This is a genomic window from Shewanella sp. GD03713, assembly GCF_029843705.1.
GTDB lineage: Bacteria > Pseudomonadota > Gammaproteobacteria > Enterobacterales > Shewanellaceae > Shewanella.
In genome coordinates this window covers 4426661-4446370 of the sequence record NZ_JAOCIW010000001.1, presented here as the reverse complement: position 1 = coordinate 4446370, position 19710 = coordinate 4426661, and the positions used below count along the sequence as shown (strand labels likewise).

The following is a 19710-nucleotide window of genomic DNA, read 5'->3' as shown; positions in this document are numbered from 1 at the left end:
CAGGTGTGACTCAATTAGACTTATAGTGAACGACCTTCAGCGATGGCGGCAACAGCTGCGATTTCAGCTGCTTCACGCTCACGCACTGATTGACGCTCGTCAGCATCTAAAGTGTGAGCATTCACTAAACCTAGTTCGATTTCACGCAGGGCGATAACCGTTGGCTTGTCGTTCATCTCTTCAACCATAGGGTCTTTACCCTGCACGGCGATTTGGCGAGCACGACGCGCCGCAACCAGGATCATATCAAAACGGTTGCCGATTTGTTCTACGGCGTCTTCTACAGTTACGCGAGCCATGTGTTGAAACTCCAGTTTATCTAGGGAAAAAATGACGCAAAATTGTACACTAAGGCAGTTAGCCTGCCAACAGATCGTTAAGCATATCATTTTGCGCGTGGATCTGACTAGCACCCGTTAAGCGTTGGCTGCGAATGATCGCCCGCAGATCGGCCAGTGCTGTGTCAAAATCGTCATTGACGATAATAAAATCATATTCTTTATAGTGCGACATTTCAGAAACCGCCTGTGCCATACGGCTAGCGATCACATCAGCACTGTCTTGGCCGCGGCCGGTGAGACGTCGTTCTAGCTCATCCCTTGAGGGCGGTAGAATAAACACGCCCACGGCCTCAGGCATTACGGCTTTAACCTGCTGGGCACCTTGCCAGTCGATATCGAGGAAAACATCGATACCTTGGGTCAAAGTGTGCTCAATGACGTGGCGTGACGTGCCATAGTAGTTACCGAACACTTCAGCCCACTCGAAAAAGGCATTTTGCGCGATCAGTGCTTTAAATTCTTCAACATTAACAAAATGGTAGTGCTGACCATTCACTTCGCCGGGGCGAGGCGCACGGGTAGTGTGCGACACTGAAACCTGCATGTCGGCGGGTTTGTCTTTCAGCAGCGCCGAAATCAGCGAGGATTTACCAGCACCACTCGGGGCTGAAACAATAAATAAATTTCCGCGTGCGGTCATGAGCAAAATATCCAGTTGGTTAACGCAAGAAGGGCCCAGAAAGCCGAGCATTATACAGATTTTGACCTTAAAAACGCTAGGGCTAGTTAGTCGGCAATTGTAGTCTATGACGGTTTTTATTGAAGGACGTTGTCCCGATTGGCGAATTTACTCTTCACCGTTACTGCGTGGGCCAAGGTTTGAAATCGCAGTGCTTAGACACATAGCCGTTGACCCGAGATTTAAGCCTGATTTAGTTTTAGATAGATATTATCGGCATTTTTATCCGTCTAGCGCCTTATTGCACTGACAATTGCGGCTAAATTCGTTACGCTCGTGCCTATGCGACATTGAGAGTCGTGTGCGCTAGGATAATTTCACTATAAAGGAAGGGTCGTGCTGTTAAAATCTCTTTTCTGCCTTCATGGGCGTGATTCCCGTCCCCGCTTTGTGGCCATCAGTGTTGGTGTGTATTTGGGCATTTCACTGGCTGTCGCCGCATTTGGGCCGAACTTTTTAATGTATCTTTTAGCACTAGTGGGCTTACCTTTGCTCGCCCTTACGGCGCTGCGCCGTTTAAATGATGCGGCTAAGCCTAAGGCCTTGGTTGCGGTATTTATTCTGCCGCTACTGATTTTACTGGCGCTGTATATAGTGGCTGCGCCGCCCGTAGTTGCCATTCTAGGGCTGGTTTTGGGCGCTGGTGCGACCTTTTGGGGCACGCGTTTAACCTCTCCTACGTTAGTGGAATACCGTTTGGGCTATTATGGCCCAGCATTAGATACCCCTACCTCGCAGGCTATTCCCCGTCGCCGAGTCGAGCCCGTATTAACACCAAAGGCTGCTGCGGCACAGAATGCCACCGTCTCCCATGCTGCGCCGGATATTCCGGTATCGACAGCGGCCGAAACCTATTCTCATACTGAGCCTACAAGTGCTGCCCCCGTTGTGGACGCCGAGTTGGATGCCTTGCGCCAAGATGAGCTACGTTTCGATGCGTTAACGAAAATGACGCAAAATCCAGCTGACTTTGTCGTGCAAGATGCGTTACTCGAGAGCCACGCCGATTTTCGTCCTGCTAATCAGAGCCGAGTCGAACAAACTCGTATCGACATCGCCGATGTGGATTTAGCCCAAGTCGATTTACAGGGCGCGGAGTTTAAGCGGGCACCGCTCGACCCTGCCGAGCACAGTGATGAGCCAGTATGGCGTTTCGATCCCGATGAAGATACCGCAGCCTTTAACGATACAGAGCATGCTGAAGAAGTGCGTCGTCGCCGCGCCGAGGCGAAAGAGTCGGGCTCGATGACAGAGCTGTTTAGAGGTGTGGCTGAGTTTTTTGCCCCCTATAGACGTTTTATTAAGTTGCCTTCTTTACCCAAGCTTGAGCGCCGTTATTGGCTGCCCGTCGGCGGTGGTGTGGGGGCGGTATTGTTAGTGCTGTTAGTGTGGGGATTATGGCCCAATAGTGATGAGTCACAGGCTGAAGAGGTTGTTCCTGTCGTGCCCTCGGCGCCTATTGCCGCAAGCGATCGTGTGACCTTAGATATGCCCGATGGTTTTTCGGTGGCGTTAGAGCAAGATGTGTTAATTATTCGCTGGTTAGGCGAACGTGGTAAGCCGCAAAACCTGTGGTCTATTGCCACGGCCAAGGGCGATAAGAGTTGTAGTGCGCTGGTGTTTAATAATGGCACTGAGTATCGCACTATCAGCGTAGACTTGCTGGACGATTCGGCAACGGAGGCGCGTTTCACGCCGCTGGATACCGCCAGTATTATCACTGATTTGGCCCGTCGTGGCAGCATTGGTTTGTGTGGTTACAAGTTCAGCCTCAAGGGCAGCCAAGCGGTTTTAGAGCCTAATCGCAATTTTGGTAATTATTTAGCCCGTTAAATCGATAAAATTCTAGTCAGGACTAGAGGGGTAGATTACACTTTTGCTCCTCTTTTTCTCCAATCTTGTTTTAAATGTGCTCGCAAAGCCGATTGCGGCGAGGTTCGGGAAAATATCTTTAATACGAACTGAACATTAATCCCACATGAATACAGATTTGACCTTAGTCATTATGGCGGCAGGGCTAGGTAGTCGTTTTGGCGGCGATAAGCAATTGGTCTCCCTCGGTCCTGCGGGCGAACCCATGTTGGTGTTATCGATACAGTCGGCGATCCGCAGCGGATTTAAGCGTGCCGTGCTGGTGATCCGCCCCGAATTAGAAGCGGAACTCCACGAACTGTTGATACGCTTTTTACCAGCTCACTTTGAGTATCACTTTTGTTATCAGTCGCTCACCGATTTGCCTAACGACACGCAGCTTGCGGATGTAAGCCATCGTTTAAAGCCCTGGGGGACTGCTCATGCCCTGTGGTGCGCCCGTGATAGTGTCAATGGGCCTATGGCGGTGATCAATGCCGATGATTTTTACGGCGACAGCGCCTTTGCTTCTTTAGCGAAGGGATTAACCGCCAGACCTAACGATTGGATGATGGTGGCTTATCCGATTGAGCTGACGTTATCTGAGCACGGTGGCGTGAATCGTGGCTTATGCCAAGTGGAGCAGGGGCAACTGCGCTCAGTCGCTGAATGGTTGAATATTCAAGCCCAAGATCATGGTTTTATCGGCGAAGGCCCTGAGGGATTGGCACCGCTTCCTTCACAGTCGCTGGTCTCAATGACTTGTTGGGGCTTCTCGCCAAGCATATTTGATGTTATTAAACGTGAATTAATCGAGTTTATCGAACAACAAGGCCAATTGCCTAAATCTGAATGCTATTTGCCCGCCGTGGTTCAGGCGGGAATTGAGCAAGGTGTGCCCGTATTTGTCGATGTGGCCAGCGAACCTTGGCTCGGTGTGACCTATCCGCAGGATACTGTCTGGGTAAAGCAAAAATTAATGGAGTTATTGAGTGATAAAACTCATTAGGCAGTCAGTGTTGCCTCATTTTGGAATTGAAGCTGACGAAGCAAAAATCTCAGCGTTAGGGAATGGTCATATTAACGATACCTTGTTAGTGCGTTGGCCTTCGGGTGAATTAGTGCTGCAACGTATTAACACCCAAGTGTTTAAGACGCCGCAGGCATTGGTAAGTAATGCGGATAAGATAAGCCATCATTTATGCGCCAAGGCATTACAACAGCAATATGGTCTTCAAGTGGTGAGTCCATGCCTTACTCAAGAGGGTGAGCTGGCGATCGACTTGGGTGAGCAGGGATTTTGGCGCGCCATCAGTTATTTGCCCCACAGTCTAAGTATCGAAGTGGTCAAGTCTGAAGCCGAAGCCGAAATGGCCGCTAAAGCTTTTGGTCATTTTGCCTGTGCCTTGAGTGATTTCGACGCCACTCAGCTTGAGGATGTGATCCCGCAGTTCCACCATTTGCCGGGACGGATGGAAATGCTGCGCCAAGCGGTGCAACAGGATAAAACTAAGCGGTTAGACTCATGCCGTAACTGGGTCGATTACGCCCTGTCACAGCAGAGTTTATTAGATGAGCTCGCCGAGATTTCGCCACAGCTCCCGCTGCGTATTTGCCATAACGACACTAAAATCAACAACATGCTGTTTGATAAGCGCGACATGTCGAGTATGGCAATTATCGATCTCGATACCTGCATGAAAGGGCATCTGATGTATGACTTTGGCGATATGGTGCGTACCTTCTGCTCGCCTGAAGCCGAAGATTCGACCGCCCTTGAGAATGTTAAAGTGCGCCAATCCATCTTTGCCGCCATTTGCCGTGGTTATTTAAGTGAGCTGGGTGAAGTGTTAACTGAGGTCGAAAAACGTAGCCTCTGGCTCGGGGCGCGAGTGATTTGCTTGATGATTGGCGTGCGTTTTTTAACGGACTATCTGAATGGTGACGTGTATTTCCATGTGCACCGTGAGGGCCATAATTTGGATAGGGCTGCGAATCAATTTACCTTGTATCAAAGCCTGTTAGATCAAGAAGCCGAGTTACAGGCTTACTTCTAACCCTGAAACGTCAACACGTCCTAATCAAACGCCCCATTTGGGGCGTTTTGTTTTTGGCTTATATACGACATAATTGCAACATTAAAACCCTAGTCTCATATGGATTTGGCTTGGAATGGGCACCCTCGAAGCTCCCACTGTATTAACGTGTTCGCGCCGTAGCGCTAGAAATCTCTGGTTAAGATGCACTCTGCGCCGCTCGCAGCAGGAAGCCGTGGCTTCGTCGATGATGACGGCGACGAGTGATAACTTTTTCAATGCTTACGCAATTTTTCTCGGTGCCAGTCTTGCACAAATGGGCTTTGTTACTGGTTTACCGCAGCTTTTTGGGGCGATGTCGCAGCTGGTTTCTGTATGGTTAGCGAGTCACTTTTCCCGCCGTAGTTTTATCGTTTACTGCGCGGCTTTGCAGGCGTTGGTGGTATTGGGCATGGGCGCGTTAGCGGCCTTTCGTCCCGATAACTCAGTGTGGATATTTATCGGGCTCGCCGTGGGATACCACGGATTTATTAATCTTATCCAACCCCATTGGCGTGCGTGGATGGGGTCTATTGTGCCCGAGCGTCGTCGTGGTGCCTTTTTTGCGGCGCGCACTCGCTTAACCATGGGCGCATCCTTAAGCGTATTTTTTATTGGAGGTGGGATTCTTACCTTTACCGATTCGCTTCAAATGGCCTGGTTAGGCTTTACTTTACTGTTTTCGATAGCGGCCATGGGGCGTTTTGTCTCGGCTTGGTTGTTATTGCAAATGCACGACCCGGATCCGCGCGAAGCCAAGCTGCGGGGCGTATTTATTCAAACCATCCGCAATTTTCGCGGAGCATGGAAGGATAAAACTTTCCGCCAATACAGCCTATTTGTGGCCAGTATGCAGGCGATGGTGGCCATCTCTGCACCGTTTTTCGCCGTGTATATGCTGGAAGACTTGAAGTTTAGCTACATCGAATTTGTGCTAGCCAGCGTGGCCTCTATAGCGACTCAGTTTGTGACGCTGAAGTTTTGGGGGCGATTTAGCGATCAATTTGGTAATCGTTTGGTGATGATTATCACCAGCTGCATGATCCCAAGCTTGCCGCTGCTGTGGCTGTTCTCGGATAACTATCTGTATATTCTCATCATTCAGGCATTTTCGGGCCTAGCGTGGAGCGGCTTTACCCTGAGCACCGCTAATTATCTTTATGATATTCGTCCCTTTCGCAGTGATTTTGCCACCTATGCGGCACTGCAGGCGTCACTGAGTGCGGGATTGGTGTTTGTGGGAGCTATGGTCGGTGGCACGATAGCTTCCCATGCGGCAGACTTTTTAGTCTGGTCAGGTTGGAATACTTGGATCAGTAGCCCGATTTTTGTGGTGTTTTTAGTGTCGACCATACTGCGCGCATTTGTGACACTATGGTTTATTCCGCGCTCGGTCGAACCGAAAGTCAGGCCTCGGCCGCAGTTACTGCAACTTATCTTCCGTATCCGCGGGTTTAATGCGATCTCGGGCGTGAGTCTCGACTGGTTAACTGTGGTAAAACGCCGAAATACCCCTGATTAGCTTTACTATCCGTTAGGGTGTTAAAGCTTATAATCGAAGAACTTACGTTTGTCTGGCCCCGAGGCATTAGCGCTGATCTTATTCGGGTGTTTATATTCATCCCAACTGGCGACATTGCGGCCGACATTGAGTTTAGGAAAGTTCTGTTGGTTTGCGGCGCTGGCTAATCCCATGAATGCTAATAGCTGGCCGAGGGCGCCTTGGCGGCTGACATCTATAGTGAGGAAGTCGTGTCTACCCGCAAAGTAGTCCAACACCTCTGTTTTATGGCGCTGATAGCAATCGATAAGATGTTGTTCATCTTGCGGGTTTTCAACCAAACCGACACCAAAGCTATGGCGAAAACTGCGCTTCATGATTGGGTGGAATCGACCGGTTTGGGCATCCAAATGTGGTAGCATTCGGCTGAGTAACATCTGCATCGACGGCACCCAAACGCTTAACTCACGGTCAAGATAAACAAACTTGGTCTCGGGGAATAATCCATCCAATTGTTTGAAATCGCTAAAACAAGGCGCATCGGAAATCGCATCCGCCTGCATAAAGGCTTCTTTTGTAAACGCCATATGCGCCACTTTTAAGCCTTGCTCCAATAACGCCACACTTACGCTCGTCGTCCCAGTGCGGGGCAAACCGATAAAAATAAGCTTATGTTTTTGCTTGGCAATCACCGACTCATGCTTAATTGCACTCGGCTTGGTTGCATTTGGCTCGATTGTACTTGGCCTGGTGTAATTTGATTTAGTCGAATCGCACTGTAGCTGATTGAGTCGTATATCTGCGCGATAGTCACGCCCTTGAGAATCGGGAAGGGTGGCAATAGTTGGGTTATCAGGCATGGATTGGGCTCTGCATTCTTGTCAGCGTGGTCGCGATGGGTGTGTAAATGGGGTTTTAACATTAGTGTTTTATCAACGTTGGCAGTATATCGCAGTGAGTCGGTTTTGGCTGCGCAAAGCTGGCGTTGCGTCGGTATTGCTTTGTAGAGGCAATCAACAGCATAAATCCCTTTATGCTAGAAGCATTTGGGCAAGATGAGGCGATTACTTGTATTATTTGCCTCGTCTTGTGAGGCAAATAGGTTTGTTAATTGACTCATTGTGTGAGTAGAATAGGCTTATTATTTGACTCATGGGGTAGGATATGTGGATTTGGCAGCAAGCCGATTGGCCTAAATTTCATTGGAATATCAGCAGAGTTGATGCCCTGCTACGTCAGGTATATTTCAATCAGGGCCAACTGCTCGGCAAGCAAATGCTAAGTCACGACGACAGCCAGTTAACCTCAGCGGCGGCACTCGACACCTTACTCGCTAATATTATCCACTCCAGTGCCATTGAAGGTGAAAAGCTCAATGCAGCTTCGGTGCGCTCATCCTTGGCTAAAAAACTCGGTGTGTCCGAAGACAAACCGTATCCGACCACTGCGCAAACCGATGGTTTGGCTGACATTATGCTCGATGCCTTAAAAAATTTAGATACAGAGTTAACCCTTGAGCGGATATTAGGTTGGCATAAACAGTTATTTCCCCAGGGTTATACGCTGTTTAACCCCGTTATTGGTGGAGTGCTACGTGGCGATACGCCTATGCAGGTTGTCTCAGGCCGGATTGATAAACCAACGGTACATTTTGAGGCACCCTCTCGAGCGACTTTGGACGCTGAACTCTCGCAGTTTATTGAATGGTTTAATGCATCAAGGCAAGATCTGGGTTTAGATCCGCTTATCCGCGCGGCGATAACTCACCTTTGGTTTGTGACTCTACACCCCCTTGATGATGGAAATGGGCGCATCACGCGTTTATTGACCGATTTAGCTTTGGCGCAAGCGGAAAAACGCTCAATTCGCTTTTACGCTATGTCGGTCAGTATTCTGGCCCGTCGCCAAGCCTACTATGACATTTTAGAGTCCACCCAAAGGGGCGATGTCGATATTACTCCTTGGTTAGTATGGTTTTTTGAAACCCTCAATGATTGCTTACTCAATGCGATGGGAGAGGTGAACAAGACTCTTCGGAAAACGCAGTATTGGCAAAATCTCGATCAATCCTTATTGAGTCAAGAGCAAGCCAAAGTGCTCAATCGGATGTTAGATGGCGATTTTGAATTAGGAATGAATAGTAGCCAGTATCAAAAGGTCGCTAAGGTAAGCCGCGCTACCGCCACCCGTCACCTTGCGCAAATGGTCGAGCAAGGCTTCTTAGTAAAAGCCAACGCCGGCGGCCGAAGTACGAGGTACTTATTGGCGAGTGGGCAGTAGTGAGTGCTTAGCTTTAAGGCTCAACAGTGGCCACAAAATGGTATCGCCCGCAGGCACGCCGTAAACTCTTCCATGAGGGCTCCTCTGCGCCATCCATGGCGCAGAGGGCCTGCTTATCGATACCATTTTCCGCTATGAAGCCATTCTATATGTCCACAGCGAAAGACGGGTCAATAGTTTTGCAGTTACTTGTTTAAGTTTTACATAGATAACTATGGCATGTGAGTCAAAGGAGCATATCTAAGGATCTACTGATTGTGGGTAGTGATACTCAATGTTTGGATCTTACATTATAGATTTCAGAAGTTTTGCCACTGAACGGAACACGGGGACAACGACTGAGTTACCGAATTGTTTGTATGCACTGGCGTCAGCACAAACTATTCGGAAGTTGGTATCCTGTTCACTGCGATCAAACTCAGGTTTTTCAAAACCCATCAAGCGAGCACATTCCTTGGGTGTCAGGCGACGAGGGGTTTTGTAGAGGGCATTAAACTCTTGGGTGTATCTCCCCTTGCAATTATCATATTTCTTTTCCCCTTCTTTGAGCATTTCATAGCACTTAGCGTCAGTAGCATTTGGGTTTTCTCTCCGAAAATGCTCTACAAATTCCCTTGCAAATTCTTCGCGCTCAATATTTTTATTGATGGCGAACTGTTTTTTTTCTTCTAAATAATCATTTTCCAGGCCTGATTGATTGATCAGAATTTCTGAGCCGTCTTTGTAATATCTGGCTGACAAAGTTCTTGTAACAGCATCCTTGTTCTTTGGGTTCACCAGACCAAACCCAAACCCATTTCCTTTGGTTTTGTGCTTCAGAGCATAGTGATATAGATAATTCCATAGATTAGGTGTCAGAGTGTACTTCCGAAGCTCATCCTCTGAGAGATCGCAAAGAATGTCTGCGATGGTGTAGCGAATCTCAGGCTTTTCGATTTGGCTCAGGGACAGTGCTTTTAATAAGGGATTTTTTTCAACGAGATCATTTCGAATACCAACCAGCACGATGCGTTCTCTATGTTGAGGAATGAAATGTATGCCATCAAGAATAGCTGGTTCCTGCTTACGTTTTCTGACGTTGGAAATGGCTTCTTCAATATTACTTCCTGCATTGCTGATATCTAATATCCAATATCCCAATCTGTCTAGGGTACGGATGATAGTTGCAAATGTGTTACCTTTATCGTGGCTCTTAAGGTTTTTGACGTTTTCCAATACAAAATATTGGGGTTGTCTTGCCTCGATAATCTTTTCAACATCAAAGAAAAGTGTTCCCTGAGTTTCGCATTCGAAACCGTGGGCGCGCCCAAGAGAATTCTTTTTGGATACGCCGGCAATAGAGAATGGTTGACAGGGAAATCCTGCCAACAGTACGTCATGGGCTGGGATGTGCTTGCGTATATGCTCTGCCTTCTCCTCATCACTGAGATTGGGATGTCCGCTCAGTGTAACTTTGGTTATATCCATGAAAGATCTGTTTTTTTCAGGGTTTTCTTCCTCAGAATCGATAAAGTAAGGCAGATCATGTTCATCAACGTAGTGATTTGCTAGATAGGTACGTCGTGCCTTGGGCTCCCACTCGCTGGTAAAAACGCATTTCCCGCCAATTTCTTCAAATCCTTTACGTAAGCCACCAATACCGGCAAATAGGTCAATAAATCTGAAATCGGGTTCGTCCCAATGGCTTGGTTTGGTGGGAAGAAGATGCTCACGTATCAGTTTCATGGCTTTTTCATCTAGGCCAACACTGACTGATTCTGGATCTTTGCAAAGTTTATTAAGGCTTTCTCTGCTGGTATTGAAGCCCAGTTCATTCAGCTTGATAGCGAGATTTTTTTGGTCATAGATTTCAATCAGAAATTTGAGAAGGCGCTTTGCGCGTAGTTCAAGTTGTTTGTTGAGTTTTTCATGCAGTTGGTCGCCAAGGGCTACGATATCTCTGGTCATTACTTTTGAATATTTTCAGGTAAAAGTGTGTCGAACTTTATCACACGTTTTTCCCTTTTTCTTGGGTAGGAGGGGGGGATCTCCCAATTTTTACTTAATATACTGACTTAAAATGTTTTTTGTTTTAGGTTGTGTGCATTATCAACCTAGATCCTACAGGGAAAGTGTATGAAGTTTATAGCGTGGTTGTACGAAAAGTATTTGAAGGATGATTGCTATCTTTACATAAAGAGGCTTTCTGCAAATGATACGGGAGCTTCTGGCGGTCATCAGGTTGGTGTTTATTTCCCCAAAAATGTACTTTCACACCTGTTCCCGACTATAAACACCACTGCCGTTTTAAATCCTTCTGTTGAGTTAGGTTCTAAAGTTGTGAATCCTTTGCCGGAAGTTACTGCTCAAGTCAGAGCTATTTACTACAACAATCAGTTCTTTGGGAAGACAAGAAATGAGAAACGGATTACGCGTTGGGGGGGGAATAAGTCTCCTCTGCAAAACAAGGAATCCACAGGATCTGCAGCGATTTTTGCTTTTCATAAAACCAATGGAAAGGATGCGGAGTATCTTGAAGTGTGGATTTGTGATTCGCTCGAAGAAGAAGTCGAACTAGAAACTGTTGTTGGTGAATTGGTTGCTGGTGACGCTTTTTACGGCTTGGCGTCAGAATTATTGATAGGTGTCGGGGCCAAATATAAAAAGGGAGCGTCTTACGAGATTCCTCCTTCATGGGAGGTTAATTTTCCATCGGGTAACGATATAGTCAAATACATATCAGAGACATTTAAAGTTGTAGATACAGATCCTGATAAGCTTCTTCTCGAACTCAGGAATGTAGAATATACCTTGTTCAAAAAAGTAGAAGAACATCATGTTCTTAATGTGGTTCGCGAAGGTTTTAAGAGCATGGATGACTTTATGGCTACTGCAAATTCAGTCAGCAATAGAAGGAAGTCGAGATCGGGGCGGTCTTTGGAACTTCATCTTGAAAACATTTTTAAAGACAATGGGATAACAGGTTTTTCAACTCAGTCTGCTACTGAAGGGAATAAAAAGCCGGACTTTATTTTTCCTTCTATCGAAGAGTATAAGGATAAAGACTATCCCATGGAGCAATTGCGAATGCTTGCCGTAAAAACGACCTGTAAAGATAGGTGGCGACAAATTCTCAATGAGGCAGACAGAATACCAACAAAACATTTATTTACTCTTCAACAGGGTGTCTCCGAAAACCAATTCCAAGAGATGAAGAGCGCAGGGGTGAAATTGGTCGTTCCGAAGGAATTACACGACAGTTACCCTAAAAGTATCCGAAATGAGCTGTCAACTTTGGCTGAATTTATAGACGAAATAAAATCTCTTGGTGTTGAATAGTACTCCCTACTTACAAGTTCCTGCATTTGAAGCGATCATATCCACATGGAGTTCAGGCTTGACCGAATACTATTTGTACTACATATATCTCAAACCTCCGTATGAACAGCACGGGAGCAAGCGGCTAGATTGTCTGATGCTAATAAAATATACATGGCAAGCACTATTCCGCTAGCTTTTAGTTTGTGATTGAGGAGTTTGTAATTGTGATAAAACTTAATGACTAACTTATATTCACATCGTACAAAATAACGCCACATGCTTAGTCGTTAGCAAGCTTTTTTGCAGAAATGCTTTTGGGGCTATAAGTACAGATACCTGATAGAGCTGAGGTCATATTAGAATCGACATTGTTGCACCAGTGACCGTCTAAAACAGGGAGGTTTTAGTCGAGCCTACATGGAGGTATGAACGGCGTGTCACTGGGGAAATAATGGAGGTTAAGTGACTCATTTTATGTATCACTTTTTGCTCTATTTTTTAAATTTGATAATTATATCAATTGGTAATGAGTGAGCCACCCATAAGCAGCTAATCCTCTTTTGCCCTAGAATTTATAAATTGTTGTGCTTCTGCCAGTGCAAAATCAAAATGAAATGCTAGCCCTGATTGAATTACTTCATTATCAAAGCATACGGACCATTCAAAGCCTCCCCTGAACCGATCTGGGTTTCGTTCGATGTAGATCACGTATCCACACCATTCTTCTTCATAAGCGACAAAATAAGCCTCTTCAAACTGGCTAACGGATTGGTATTCCATGATGTAAACCTAGTGTATTGGTAGGCTTATATTTTCAGTCATTGCTGTTGTATGTTCCACGGACTATGAGTCACATCGAATAGTTTTATTTTGTTAGTCGGGCATTTATGTCGTGGTTATCGTATTGAAACTACTTTGGCGCTCAGTTGCTGTTTTATCTGCTCAAGGTAGTGAATTAGGTCACAGGGTTGTTCAAATTCAAGTTGTAGTGTTGGCTGAGAAGCGGTACGAATTTCTGGGTGTATGTTGTCGCCGTCATTTACGGCCGAAATAATGGTGTAGCGGGGATAATCTTCTTCGCGGCAGATGGGGTCGGCATAGTCGACCCAAAGAATAAAGTAGTGGTTGTTGTGTTTGAAGTAAAAGCTGGGGCACATATCGTTTTGGTAGCTTTTATCGATGAGAAATGGGTATAAGCTTAGGTCGAAGCCAAGCTCAAATTCATCGCCAAATGTTTGCTGATAAGCACTCATTTTTTGCCTTAAATCATCGCATTAAGTGATGTTAAGTATAGTAGAAGTATTTTCTTAACGAACTGTTTTATCAGGCTTAAATGTATTTTTATTAGTCTGTTTTGGCTGTGTGGTTATGTTCGTTATAACCATTATGTAATGCCGTATTTATTATTAACCCTAGCTAATAATTGCCCAATCTCTTTGCTAAGAACTCCATCAAAAACTCAATCAATACCGTCACTTTGGTTGGGAGGTATTTTCGCTGTGGATACACAGCATAAATTCCATGTTCGGGTAGCGGATAGTCTGTAAGTAACGCCTGTAAACGCCCGGTTTGCAGATCAGGCTCAACAATAAAGCGCGGTAGGTTGGCGATGCCTAGGCCATCGAGACAGGCTTGGTGGATAGCATCACTATTATTCACCTGATAGTTGCCTTTGGGCTGAACACGTTGCACGCCATTGGGACTGTGGAAACTCCATTCCACACCATCTTGAAAGTAACTGTAAAACAAACAGTTGTGCTGAGTTAACTCGCTAGGAGTGAGGGGGACACCGTGCTGAGCTAGATACGCGGGGGATGCGCAAATCACGCTTAAGCAAGGGGCTATTTTGCGGGCGATAAGGCTGGAGTCGGGCAGTTCGCCGATACGGATAGCTAAATCGAAGCCGCCTGCAATTAAATCTGTGGTCTTGTCATCCATTTGCATTTGCAACTGAATATCGGGGTAACGTTTTAAAAACTCAGCGATTAAAGGCGCAATATACAAGCGGCCAAACACCATAGGCACGGAAATTCGCAGATTGCCTTTAGGTGTTTGCTGCAATTCGGAGATGGCATCCAATCCTTCTTGGGTGAGCTGTACCGCCGGGCGAATATATTCGAAATAGCGCGCGCCAGCACCCGTTAGGCTCAAACTGCGAGTGGTGCGTTGTAACAATTGAATCCCTAAGTGTTGCTCCAACTGTGTGATTCGTTTGCTGATGGCTGATTTACTCAGCCCAAGTTTTTGTCCCGCAGCGGAAAAGCTACCGCATTCCACCACAGTGACGAAAATGGGCAGGGCGGAAAAATGTTCCATGCAGGGCTTCCTTTATCAAACGATGATGTAACAGCCGAGACTTGGCTGTAGGTCTTATTTATATCACGTTAAGCTGAGTATGAGGGGATTTAGGGCCTCACTTGCATCTCGCTTTTCGCTTAAAGCGGAAATCATCAACATTAATTGTCAGCTAAAGCTCAACAATAAGTTTCTATAACGGTGGATTATAAGGCCTAAACTATCACTGTAGACTATTTTGCAACAAAAATGGATGGACTGTTTTGATGCAAACGTCAAACAAACTGACCTTATTTATGTCCTTTGTGGCGCTCTGTTCCGGCGTTTTACTGGCATTAATGATTAAACTCAATAGCCAGCTTGCTATGTATAGCTCACCGCTTTTGGCATCTTGGATGGCTCATGGTATTGGCGCAATAACAGTGTTGTTGATGCTGTTTTTACTGAGAAAAAGGCTGGTGGGTAAGGAAGCCAAGTCGACTTTGAATGCCGATGCGAGTCAATCACTGTTACCTTGGTGGGCGTATTTAGGTGGTGTTCCTGGTGCTGCGACGGTTGTGTTGGCCGCTGTCACAGTCAACAGTGAATTAGCCTTGGCTGGCACCTTAGCCTTGATGCTTGTGGGGCAGTTAATCTTGAGCTGTATATTCGACTGTTGTGGTTATTTCGGTGTCCTTAAGCGGCGCATTCGATTCACAGAAGTCATTGCTATGGTAATGATTTTGTTGGGAGCCATGTTAGTGATTTATTCACACTAGCTGGCGTAGCAGGGGAAATTGAATGGAATTGATGGTGCTTATCGCACTGCTTAATGGCGGTTTGATTGCCTTAAGCCGAACCTTTAATGGTGCTTTGGCAAAACATAGCCATGCGTTAATCGCATCTTGCTGTAATCATATTGTGGGCTTTGTAGTCTTGAGTGCATGGATAATCTGCCTAGAGAGTGGCACAAATCAGCTACAAGGGCAGCCGCCAATGTATTTGTACCTCGGTGGAGTCATTGGTGCTTTATTTGTCGTGCTAAATAGCTGGGCATTGCCATCGTTAGGGGTGATGCGTTGTACTTTGCTGGTGATATGTGGGCAGATGCTGACAGGCGTTGTGCTGGATATAATATCTAGCACCAGCGGTATGCATTGGGCGTCGCTCGTTGGAGTATGTTTGATGTTAGCGGGTGTCGTGTTCCTTAATCGGGCGAAGCAACCTACGCCGCAGGTAAAGCATGCGAATTGCTCGTTGTGATATGGTGTTAATTGCCGTTCAAGCTCATCATATCGTAGCGAACGGGTTGCTTTGTCATTCTCGGGTATGTGAAAAACATCCCAAGTTGTGACTGGCTGTTGTGTTGATTATTTTTAGGGTTGTCGCATAGTTTTTTCATGCTTAGCATTTGATTTTTGTTTGTTATTAGGAGTGTTATGTCGTTCTCAAGCCAGATTAATTCTTCGGCCGCACCTTACTCTTGGGTGCTTTTCGATGCCGATGAAACCCTATTTTATTTTGATGCTTTCGAAGGGTTGAAGCGGATGTTTTCAGGCTTTGGCATCGATTTTACTCGGGCCGATTTCGATGAATATCAAAGTGTAAATAAGCCGCTGTGGGTTGAGTATCAGGATGGCAAGATCAGCGCCGCCGAACTGCAAACCATACGCTTCGAGCCTTGGGCGGCAAAGCTTGCTGTGACCCCACAAACCCTAAATAGTGCATTTTTAACGGCTATGGCTGAGATTTGTGCGCCCTTGCCCGGCGCCCGTGAATTGCTGGCCGCGCTGCAGGGAAAAGCCAAAATGGGGATTATCACCAATGGCTTTACCGAGTTGCAGACAGTGCGTTTAGAGCGTACAGGTTTGCAGCATCATTTTGATATTTTGGTTATTTCAGAAAAAGTGGGCATTGCAAAACCCGATGTTGGTATCTTTGAATACGCTCTCGAGTTGATGGGCCAGCCTGCGCGCGAACAAGTGTTAATGGTGGGCGATAACCCACATTCAGACATTCAAGGCGGCATCAATGCGGGATTCCACACCTGTTGGTATAACGTCCATGGACACGCTGCCCCCGCAGGTATTCGCCCGCACTTTCAAGTCGCCTCCCACCATGAGTTACAGCAGAAGCTAATCTCATTACTCGGCTAGCTTTCAAAAAAACAAAAGCCCTTAAAAAGGGCTTTTGGTTTTAGATAACACAAATAACACTATTCCACGTTTTGGATCTGCTCATTGAGCAGCGGACTAGACCCTCAAAAAATCAATAAGTTACCGAAAAGAAACCGTTCAAAAATGCCTGTTTGCCCACCAAACTGCCCACCACTTGCCTGTGGCTTTTACTAAATCTTAGTGGTTAGCAATGGAAAAACAGTGCCGTTTTTTTGCTGCTGTTAGAGCTAAAACATAGCAGTTTTGAAGGGCTTTATCGAGTAATTTTTTCAACACTTTATTTAATAATGGATACAATAATATCCACTTTCTGTTTTATTTCGCTATAATGGATATGACTGTATCCATTTGGCCTTTGCGGATGAAATTTACCTTACTTGATGATACCGATGTAAGCCACGCCTATGCGGCTTATTTACGTGAGTTACGAAAGCAGGCAAAGCTGTCACGAGCGGCGCTTGCTGAGCGAAGCTGCGTACCTGCGGCCACCATTAAGAAATTTGAGCTGACCGGGCAAATTTCATTTCGCCAATTGCTGTTGCTATGGCAGACACTTGATTCGCTAGAGAGGCTCTATCAACTCACACAACCTAGCAAAGAACGGGTCACTATGCCCTCTAGTATTGATGAGGTGCTAAAAGATGAGTTTTAAACCCATTCAAAAACTCGCCGTGACTCGCACCTTAAGTTCAGGTGAGCAGGTTGCAGTAGGGGTCTTGGCGCAGAATCGGCAAGGCGTTTTTTTCCAGTATGCAGACAGCTATTTGCAGCAGTTTGGCAACTTATCACCTTTTACCTTGCATGCGAACGCGCAAGTTCAAGTCGCTCCTAAAGCGCCGCACCAAGGTGTACATGGCGTATTTGGAGATTGTTTACCCGATGGCTGGGGCATGCTGTTACAAGATCGTATTTTTCGGCAAAAGGGCATCCTACCTAATCAATTAACGGCGATGGATAGACTGGCCTTTGTCGGTGATAAAGGCATGGGAGCATTGTCTTTTTCTCCGGTGTCTGAGTTTTCAGCCACCACGCACGCAGATATTGATTTAGCGACGTTAGGCTTAGAAGCACAAACGCTGTTCGATTCTTCGATGTCAGATTATATGGATGATAATCACGATGAGTTAGATGGGCATACTCAACAGGTGTTGGCCGCATTAGTTGCCGGAGGTAGTTCGGGTGGGGCAAGGCCTAAGGCACAAATTTATATGCCTGCTGGGGAAACTCAGTATTGTCGAACCTTCGCTCAGCTTGGAGATGAGGCTTGGCTGATTAAATTTACTTCTAAAAATCTCGCGCTCGGGCATGAAGAAGGTTTGTGCGAGGCAGTTTATTTACAAATGGCAGAACTTGCTAAGTGTCAACCGCCGCAATGGCAACTCATTGAAGCACCACCTACAAGCGGTGCGTCTGCTTGGTTGGCGCTTAAGCGTTTTGATTATGTCACTGAACAGGCCGACTTAGGCAGAAAGCGCAGTGCAGGTCGATTGCATATGCACAGCGCTTGCGGGCTGCTGGATGCAGACTTTCGAACGCCAAGTTTAGATTACATTGATTTAATTAAAGCCAGCCGTCAGTTGTGTAAATCGCCAGCGGCTGGACAGCTGCAATTTCGCCGCGCCATTTTTAATCTGCTGTCGTCTAATCAAGACGACCACAGTAAAAACTGGGCGTTTTTGCAAGCGGATGACGGTCAATGGGATCCTGCCCCTTTTTACGATGTTACCTACAGCCCGTATCCATTCAACGAACACGCCACTGCTTTCGGCGGTTATGGCAAAGCGCCATCGCTTAAGGTGATGCAAAAACTTGCTACTAGTGCTGGCTTTGCGAATTGGAATGATGCAAAGCAAGTTATTGAAGAAGTCGCAGAAGCCATCAGCCAATTTACGTATCTTGCCAAGCAACAAGGGATCAGTAAAACAACAGTGTCTGCGATTGCTAAGACATTGGAGCAGCGTAAACAAGAAAATGCAGCGCTTTTTCTATAACAATTTTGTTAAAACAAACTTTTCAATTCACCATAAATAGATAGCAAGGTCATCGTGAGCGAATATCAATACTATAAATTTGAGCGTCTGGATGGGTATTTAGATGCTAAAGCACGTCAAGCACTCAGGGCCATTTCAAGCCGTGCCGAGATCAGCGCTACGTCCTTTCAGGTGTATTACACCTACAGTGATCTAAAGGCCGAGCCTTTTGAGCTGATGTTAAAATACTTTGATATCGGTTTTTACTATGCCGATTGGGGCTCAATCGATGTATACATCAAGCTACCAGCAGGAACGCTTCCAGATGCGTTACTTGGCTTTTCAAGTGATGGACTTCATATTCACGAAAACGATGAGTGGCAGTTGCTGATTTTTTCCCTTGAGGAGTATGACGAATATTTTGACGATGAGCATGCCGACCAATTTTTCCAGCATTTAGCTGGGTTACGCAGCGGGTTAATGCAAGGGGATTGGCGCCTTGTGTACTTTATGTGGCTCAAAATGTTTGATTTTAATGATGACGTTGAGCGAGTGCCGTTAATTCAATTCGATTTTGAGCACTTCAGTGAAGAGGAGCAGGCGTTTGCAGCGCTGTATGATATTCCCTTAGCATTAGTTAAGGCTCTGGCCATGGTGCTGAAGGAGCAACCCAGTCACCTAGCCAAACAAACCCAATTTCAGTTTGATTCGTGGCTCCATAATCTCTCGCAAGCAGAGAAAGACACGCTTTTACGCACGCTGTTTGAGCAAGGCCAGCTAACCCGACACCAAGCCTTAGCGCTGACGCGAAAAGAACCTGTCAACACAGACGAGATCTATCAGTATTGGTTAACCCCCGAGGTAATTTCTCCTTTTATTGAGCAAGCGCAAAGTCAATTACAGCAAGAGCAATCCGCAGCACTCGCAAAAAAATTAGCTATCGAAAAAGCGGAAAAAGAAAAAGCGTTGACTGATATCTACAATCAACGTGAGCACTACTGGCAGCAATCACAAGAGCAAGCGGATCGAACTTGCGCCAGTGGTTACGATGCGGCATCACGCTATCTGCATCAGCTGTTTGAGGCCTATCAGTTCAAAGCTGATGAAGCGGCGTTTGAACAACGCTTTAAGCGCTTTTTTGTGGCGAATAATAGCCGTAAAGCACTGTTAAATCGCTTGAGTGATTTGCTTTAAACGATGAGGCGATAGGCTGGCCAAATGACGTTAGCAAAAAACCGATTGAGGGTTGGTTGAAAGGTTGT

At 46.2% G+C, this 19710-nt stretch carries 19 protein-coding genes; 12 read left to right on the top strand and 7 right to left on the bottom strand.

What is annotated here, in order from left to right; genetic code table 11:
• Window positions 1–20: 20 nt before the first annotated feature.
• On the bottom strand, window positions 21–299 hold the full coding sequence (rpoZ, locus tag N5E87_RS19450) for a DNA-directed RNA polymerase subunit omega (protein ID WP_011624339.1): 279 nt from the start codon (window positions 297–299) through the stop codon (window positions 21–23).
• Between the two features lie 58 nt (window positions 300–357).
• A complete protein-coding gene (gene gmk, locus N5E87_RS19445) occupies window positions 358–981 on the bottom strand; it encodes a guanylate kinase (protein WP_086903081.1) in 624 nt (207 codons plus the stop codon).
• Between the two features lie 375 nt (window positions 982–1356).
• On the opposite strand from gmk, the gene N5E87_RS19440 reads away from it, so the two are divergent.
• From N5E87_RS19440 to N5E87_RS19425, 4 genes are all read left to right on the top strand, one after another.
• Window positions 1357–2853 (top strand): hypothetical protein, encoded by a 1497-nt coding sequence (locus tag N5E87_RS19440; protein WP_086903048.1) that lies wholly within the window; start codon window positions 1357–1359, stop codon window positions 2851–2853.
• 145 nt (window positions 2854–2998) lie between these two features.
• Window positions 2999–3880, top strand: a complete 882-nt coding sequence (locus N5E87_RS19435; protein WP_279775759.1) for an NTP transferase domain-containing protein — start codon at window positions 2999–3001, stop codon at window positions 3878–3880.
• The gene (locus N5E87_RS19430) at window positions 3864–4928 is read left to right on the top strand and encodes an aminoglycoside phosphotransferase family protein (protein ID WP_279775758.1); all 1065 of its coding nucleotides are present in this window, start codon (window positions 3864–3866) and stop codon (window positions 4926–4928) included. The genes N5E87_RS19435 and N5E87_RS19430 overlap by 17 nt, the downstream gene beginning before the upstream one ends.
• Before the next feature lie 115 nt (window positions 4929–5043).
• Window positions 5044–6468 carry an MFS transporter gene (locus N5E87_RS19425; RefSeq protein ID WP_279775757.1) on the top strand — a complete coding sequence of 475 codons (1425 nt, stop codon included), beginning with the start codon at window positions 5044–5046 and terminating at the stop codon, window positions 6466–6468.
• Window positions 6469–6488: 20 nt separating this feature from the next.
• Here the strand turns inward: N5E87_RS19425 and N5E87_RS19420 are convergent, their stop codons facing one another.
• A complete protein-coding gene (locus N5E87_RS19420) occupies window positions 6489–7307 on the bottom strand; it encodes a sulfotransferase (RefSeq protein ID WP_279775756.1) in 819 nt (272 codons plus the stop codon).
• Window positions 7308–7611: 304 nt separating this feature from the next.
• On the opposite strand from N5E87_RS19420, the gene N5E87_RS19415 reads away from it, so the two are divergent.
• Window positions 7612–8727, top strand: a complete 1116-nt coding sequence (locus N5E87_RS19415) for a Fic family protein (protein WP_279775755.1) — start codon at window positions 7612–7614, stop codon at window positions 8725–8727.
• 285 nt (window positions 8728–9012) lie between these two features.
• Here N5E87_RS19415 and dcm read toward each other — a convergent pair whose 3' ends face one another.
• Window positions 9013–10674 carry a DNA (cytosine-5-)-methyltransferase gene (gene dcm, locus N5E87_RS19410; protein WP_279775754.1) on the bottom strand — a complete coding sequence of 554 codons (1662 nt, stop codon included), beginning with the start codon at window positions 10672–10674 and terminating at the stop codon, window positions 9013–9015.
• A gap of 168 nt (window positions 10675–10842) precedes the next feature.
• On the opposite strand from dcm, the gene N5E87_RS19405 reads away from it, so the two are divergent.
• Window positions 10843–12045 carry a type II restriction endonuclease gene (locus N5E87_RS19405; RefSeq protein WP_279775753.1) on the top strand — a complete coding sequence of 401 codons (1203 nt, stop codon included), beginning with the start codon at window positions 10843–10845 and terminating at the stop codon, window positions 12043–12045.
• Window positions 12046–12576: 531 nt separating this feature from the next.
• Here N5E87_RS19405 and N5E87_RS19400 read toward each other — a convergent pair.
• The 3 genes from N5E87_RS19400 to N5E87_RS19390 all read right to left on the bottom strand — a co-directional run bounded on the left by N5E87_RS19400 (window position 12577) and on the right by N5E87_RS19390 (window position 14343).
• Window positions 12577–12807, bottom strand: coding sequence for a hypothetical protein (locus N5E87_RS19400; RefSeq protein WP_279775752.1), 231 nt, complete (start codon window positions 12805–12807; stop codon window positions 12577–12579).
• Between the two features lie 116 nt (window positions 12808–12923).
• A complete protein-coding gene (locus N5E87_RS19395; protein ID WP_279775751.1) occupies window positions 12924–13280 on the bottom strand; it encodes a hypothetical protein in 357 nt (118 codons plus the stop codon).
• Between the two features lie 163 nt (window positions 13281–13443).
• The gene (locus tag N5E87_RS19390) at window positions 13444–14343 is read right to left on the bottom strand and encodes a LysR family transcriptional regulator (RefSeq protein ID WP_279775750.1); all 900 of its coding nucleotides are present in this window, start codon (window positions 14341–14343) and stop codon (window positions 13444–13446) included.
• A gap of 245 nt (window positions 14344–14588) precedes the next feature.
• Here N5E87_RS19390 and N5E87_RS19385 point away from each other — a divergent pair, with 245 nt between their 5' ends.
• From N5E87_RS19385 to N5E87_RS19360, 6 genes are all read left to right on the top strand, one after another.
• Complete coding sequence (locus N5E87_RS19385; RefSeq protein ID WP_086903056.1) at window positions 14589–15080, top strand: DMT family transporter; 492 nt, start codon at window positions 14589–14591, stop codon at window positions 15078–15080.
• A 22-nt stretch (window positions 15081–15102) separates the two neighbouring features.
• Entirely contained in the window at window positions 15103–15564 is a 462-nt protein-coding gene (locus tag N5E87_RS19380) for a DMT family transporter (protein WP_279775749.1), read from the top strand.
• A 176-nt stretch (window positions 15565–15740) separates the two neighbouring features.
• Entirely contained in the window at window positions 15741–16457 is a 717-nt protein-coding gene (gene yjjG, locus N5E87_RS19375) for a pyrimidine 5'-nucleotidase (protein WP_011718539.1), read from the top strand.
• 382 nt (window positions 16458–16839) lie between these two features.
• Window positions 16840–17130 (top strand): helix-turn-helix transcriptional regulator, encoded by a 291-nt coding sequence (locus N5E87_RS19370; protein WP_000673265.1) that lies wholly within the window; start codon window positions 16840–16842, stop codon window positions 17128–17130.
• Window positions 17120–18469, top strand: coding sequence for a type II toxin-antitoxin system HipA family toxin (locus tag N5E87_RS19365; RefSeq protein ID WP_279775748.1), 1350 nt, complete (start codon window positions 17120–17122; stop codon window positions 18467–18469). The genes N5E87_RS19370 and N5E87_RS19365 overlap by 11 nt, the downstream gene beginning before the upstream one ends.
• 54 nt (window positions 18470–18523) lie before the next feature.
• Window positions 18524–19642 carry a hypothetical protein gene (locus tag N5E87_RS19360; RefSeq protein ID WP_000006227.1) on the top strand — a complete coding sequence of 373 codons (1119 nt, stop codon included), beginning with the start codon at window positions 18524–18526 and terminating at the stop codon, window positions 19640–19642.
• Window positions 19643–19710 lie beyond the last annotated feature (68 nt).

What these genes read in the sequence shown, in the direction of transcription:
- N5E87_RS19420 (WP_279775756.1), bottom strand. Translation starts at nt 7,307, where the DNA reads ATGCCTGATAACCCAACTATTGCCACCCTTCCCGATTCTCAAGGGCGT.
- N5E87_RS19385 (WP_086903056.1), top strand. Translation starts at nt 14,589, where the DNA reads ATGCAAACGTCAAACAAACTGACCTTATTTATGTCCTTTGTGGCGCTC.
- N5E87_RS19370 (WP_000673265.1), top strand. Translation starts at nt 16,840, where the DNA reads ATGAAATTTACCTTACTTGATGATACCGATGTAAGCCACGCCTATGCG.
- N5E87_RS19405 (WP_279775753.1), top strand. Translation starts at nt 10,843, where the DNA reads ATGAAGTTTATAGCGTGGTTGTACGAAAAGTATTTGAAGGATGATTGC.
- N5E87_RS19415 (WP_279775755.1), top strand. Translation starts at nt 7,612, where the DNA reads ATGTGGATTTGGCAGCAAGCCGATTGGCCTAAATTTCATTGGAATATC.
- gmk (WP_086903081.1), bottom strand. Translation starts at nt 981, where the DNA reads ATGACCGCACGCGGAAATTTATTTATTGTTTCAGCCCCGAGTGGTGCT.
- N5E87_RS19400 (WP_279775752.1), bottom strand. Translation starts at nt 12,807, where the DNA reads ATGGAATACCAATCCGTTAGCCAGTTTGAAGAGGCTTATTTTGTCGCT.
- N5E87_RS19380 (WP_279775749.1), top strand. Translation starts at nt 15,103, where the DNA reads ATGGAATTGATGGTGCTTATCGCACTGCTTAATGGCGGTTTGATTGCC.
- dcm (WP_279775754.1), bottom strand. Translation starts at nt 10,674, where the DNA reads ATGACCAGAGATATCGTAGCCCTTGGCGACCAACTGCATGAAAAACTC.
- N5E87_RS19395 (WP_279775751.1), bottom strand. Translation starts at nt 13,280, where the DNA reads ATGAGTGCTTATCAGCAAACATTTGGCGATGAATTTGAGCTTGGCTTC.
- N5E87_RS19365 (WP_279775748.1), top strand. Translation starts at nt 17,120, where the DNA reads ATGAGTTTTAAACCCATTCAAAAACTCGCCGTGACTCGCACCTTAAGT.
- yjjG (WP_011718539.1), top strand. Translation starts at nt 15,741, where the DNA reads ATGTCGTTCTCAAGCCAGATTAATTCTTCGGCCGCACCTTACTCTTGG.
- N5E87_RS19435 (WP_279775759.1), top strand. Translation starts at nt 2,999, where the DNA reads ATGAATACAGATTTGACCTTAGTCATTATGGCGGCAGGGCTAGGTAGT.
- N5E87_RS19425 (WP_279775757.1), top strand. Translation starts at nt 5,044, where the DNA reads ATGGGCACCCTCGAAGCTCCCACTGTATTAACGTGTTCGCGCCGTAGC.
- N5E87_RS19390 (WP_279775750.1), bottom strand. Translation starts at nt 14,343, where the DNA reads ATGGAACATTTTTCCGCCCTGCCCATTTTCGTCACTGTGGTGGAATGC.
- rpoZ (WP_011624339.1), bottom strand. Translation starts at nt 299, where the DNA reads ATGGCTCGCGTAACTGTAGAAGACGCCGTAGAACAAATCGGCAACCGT.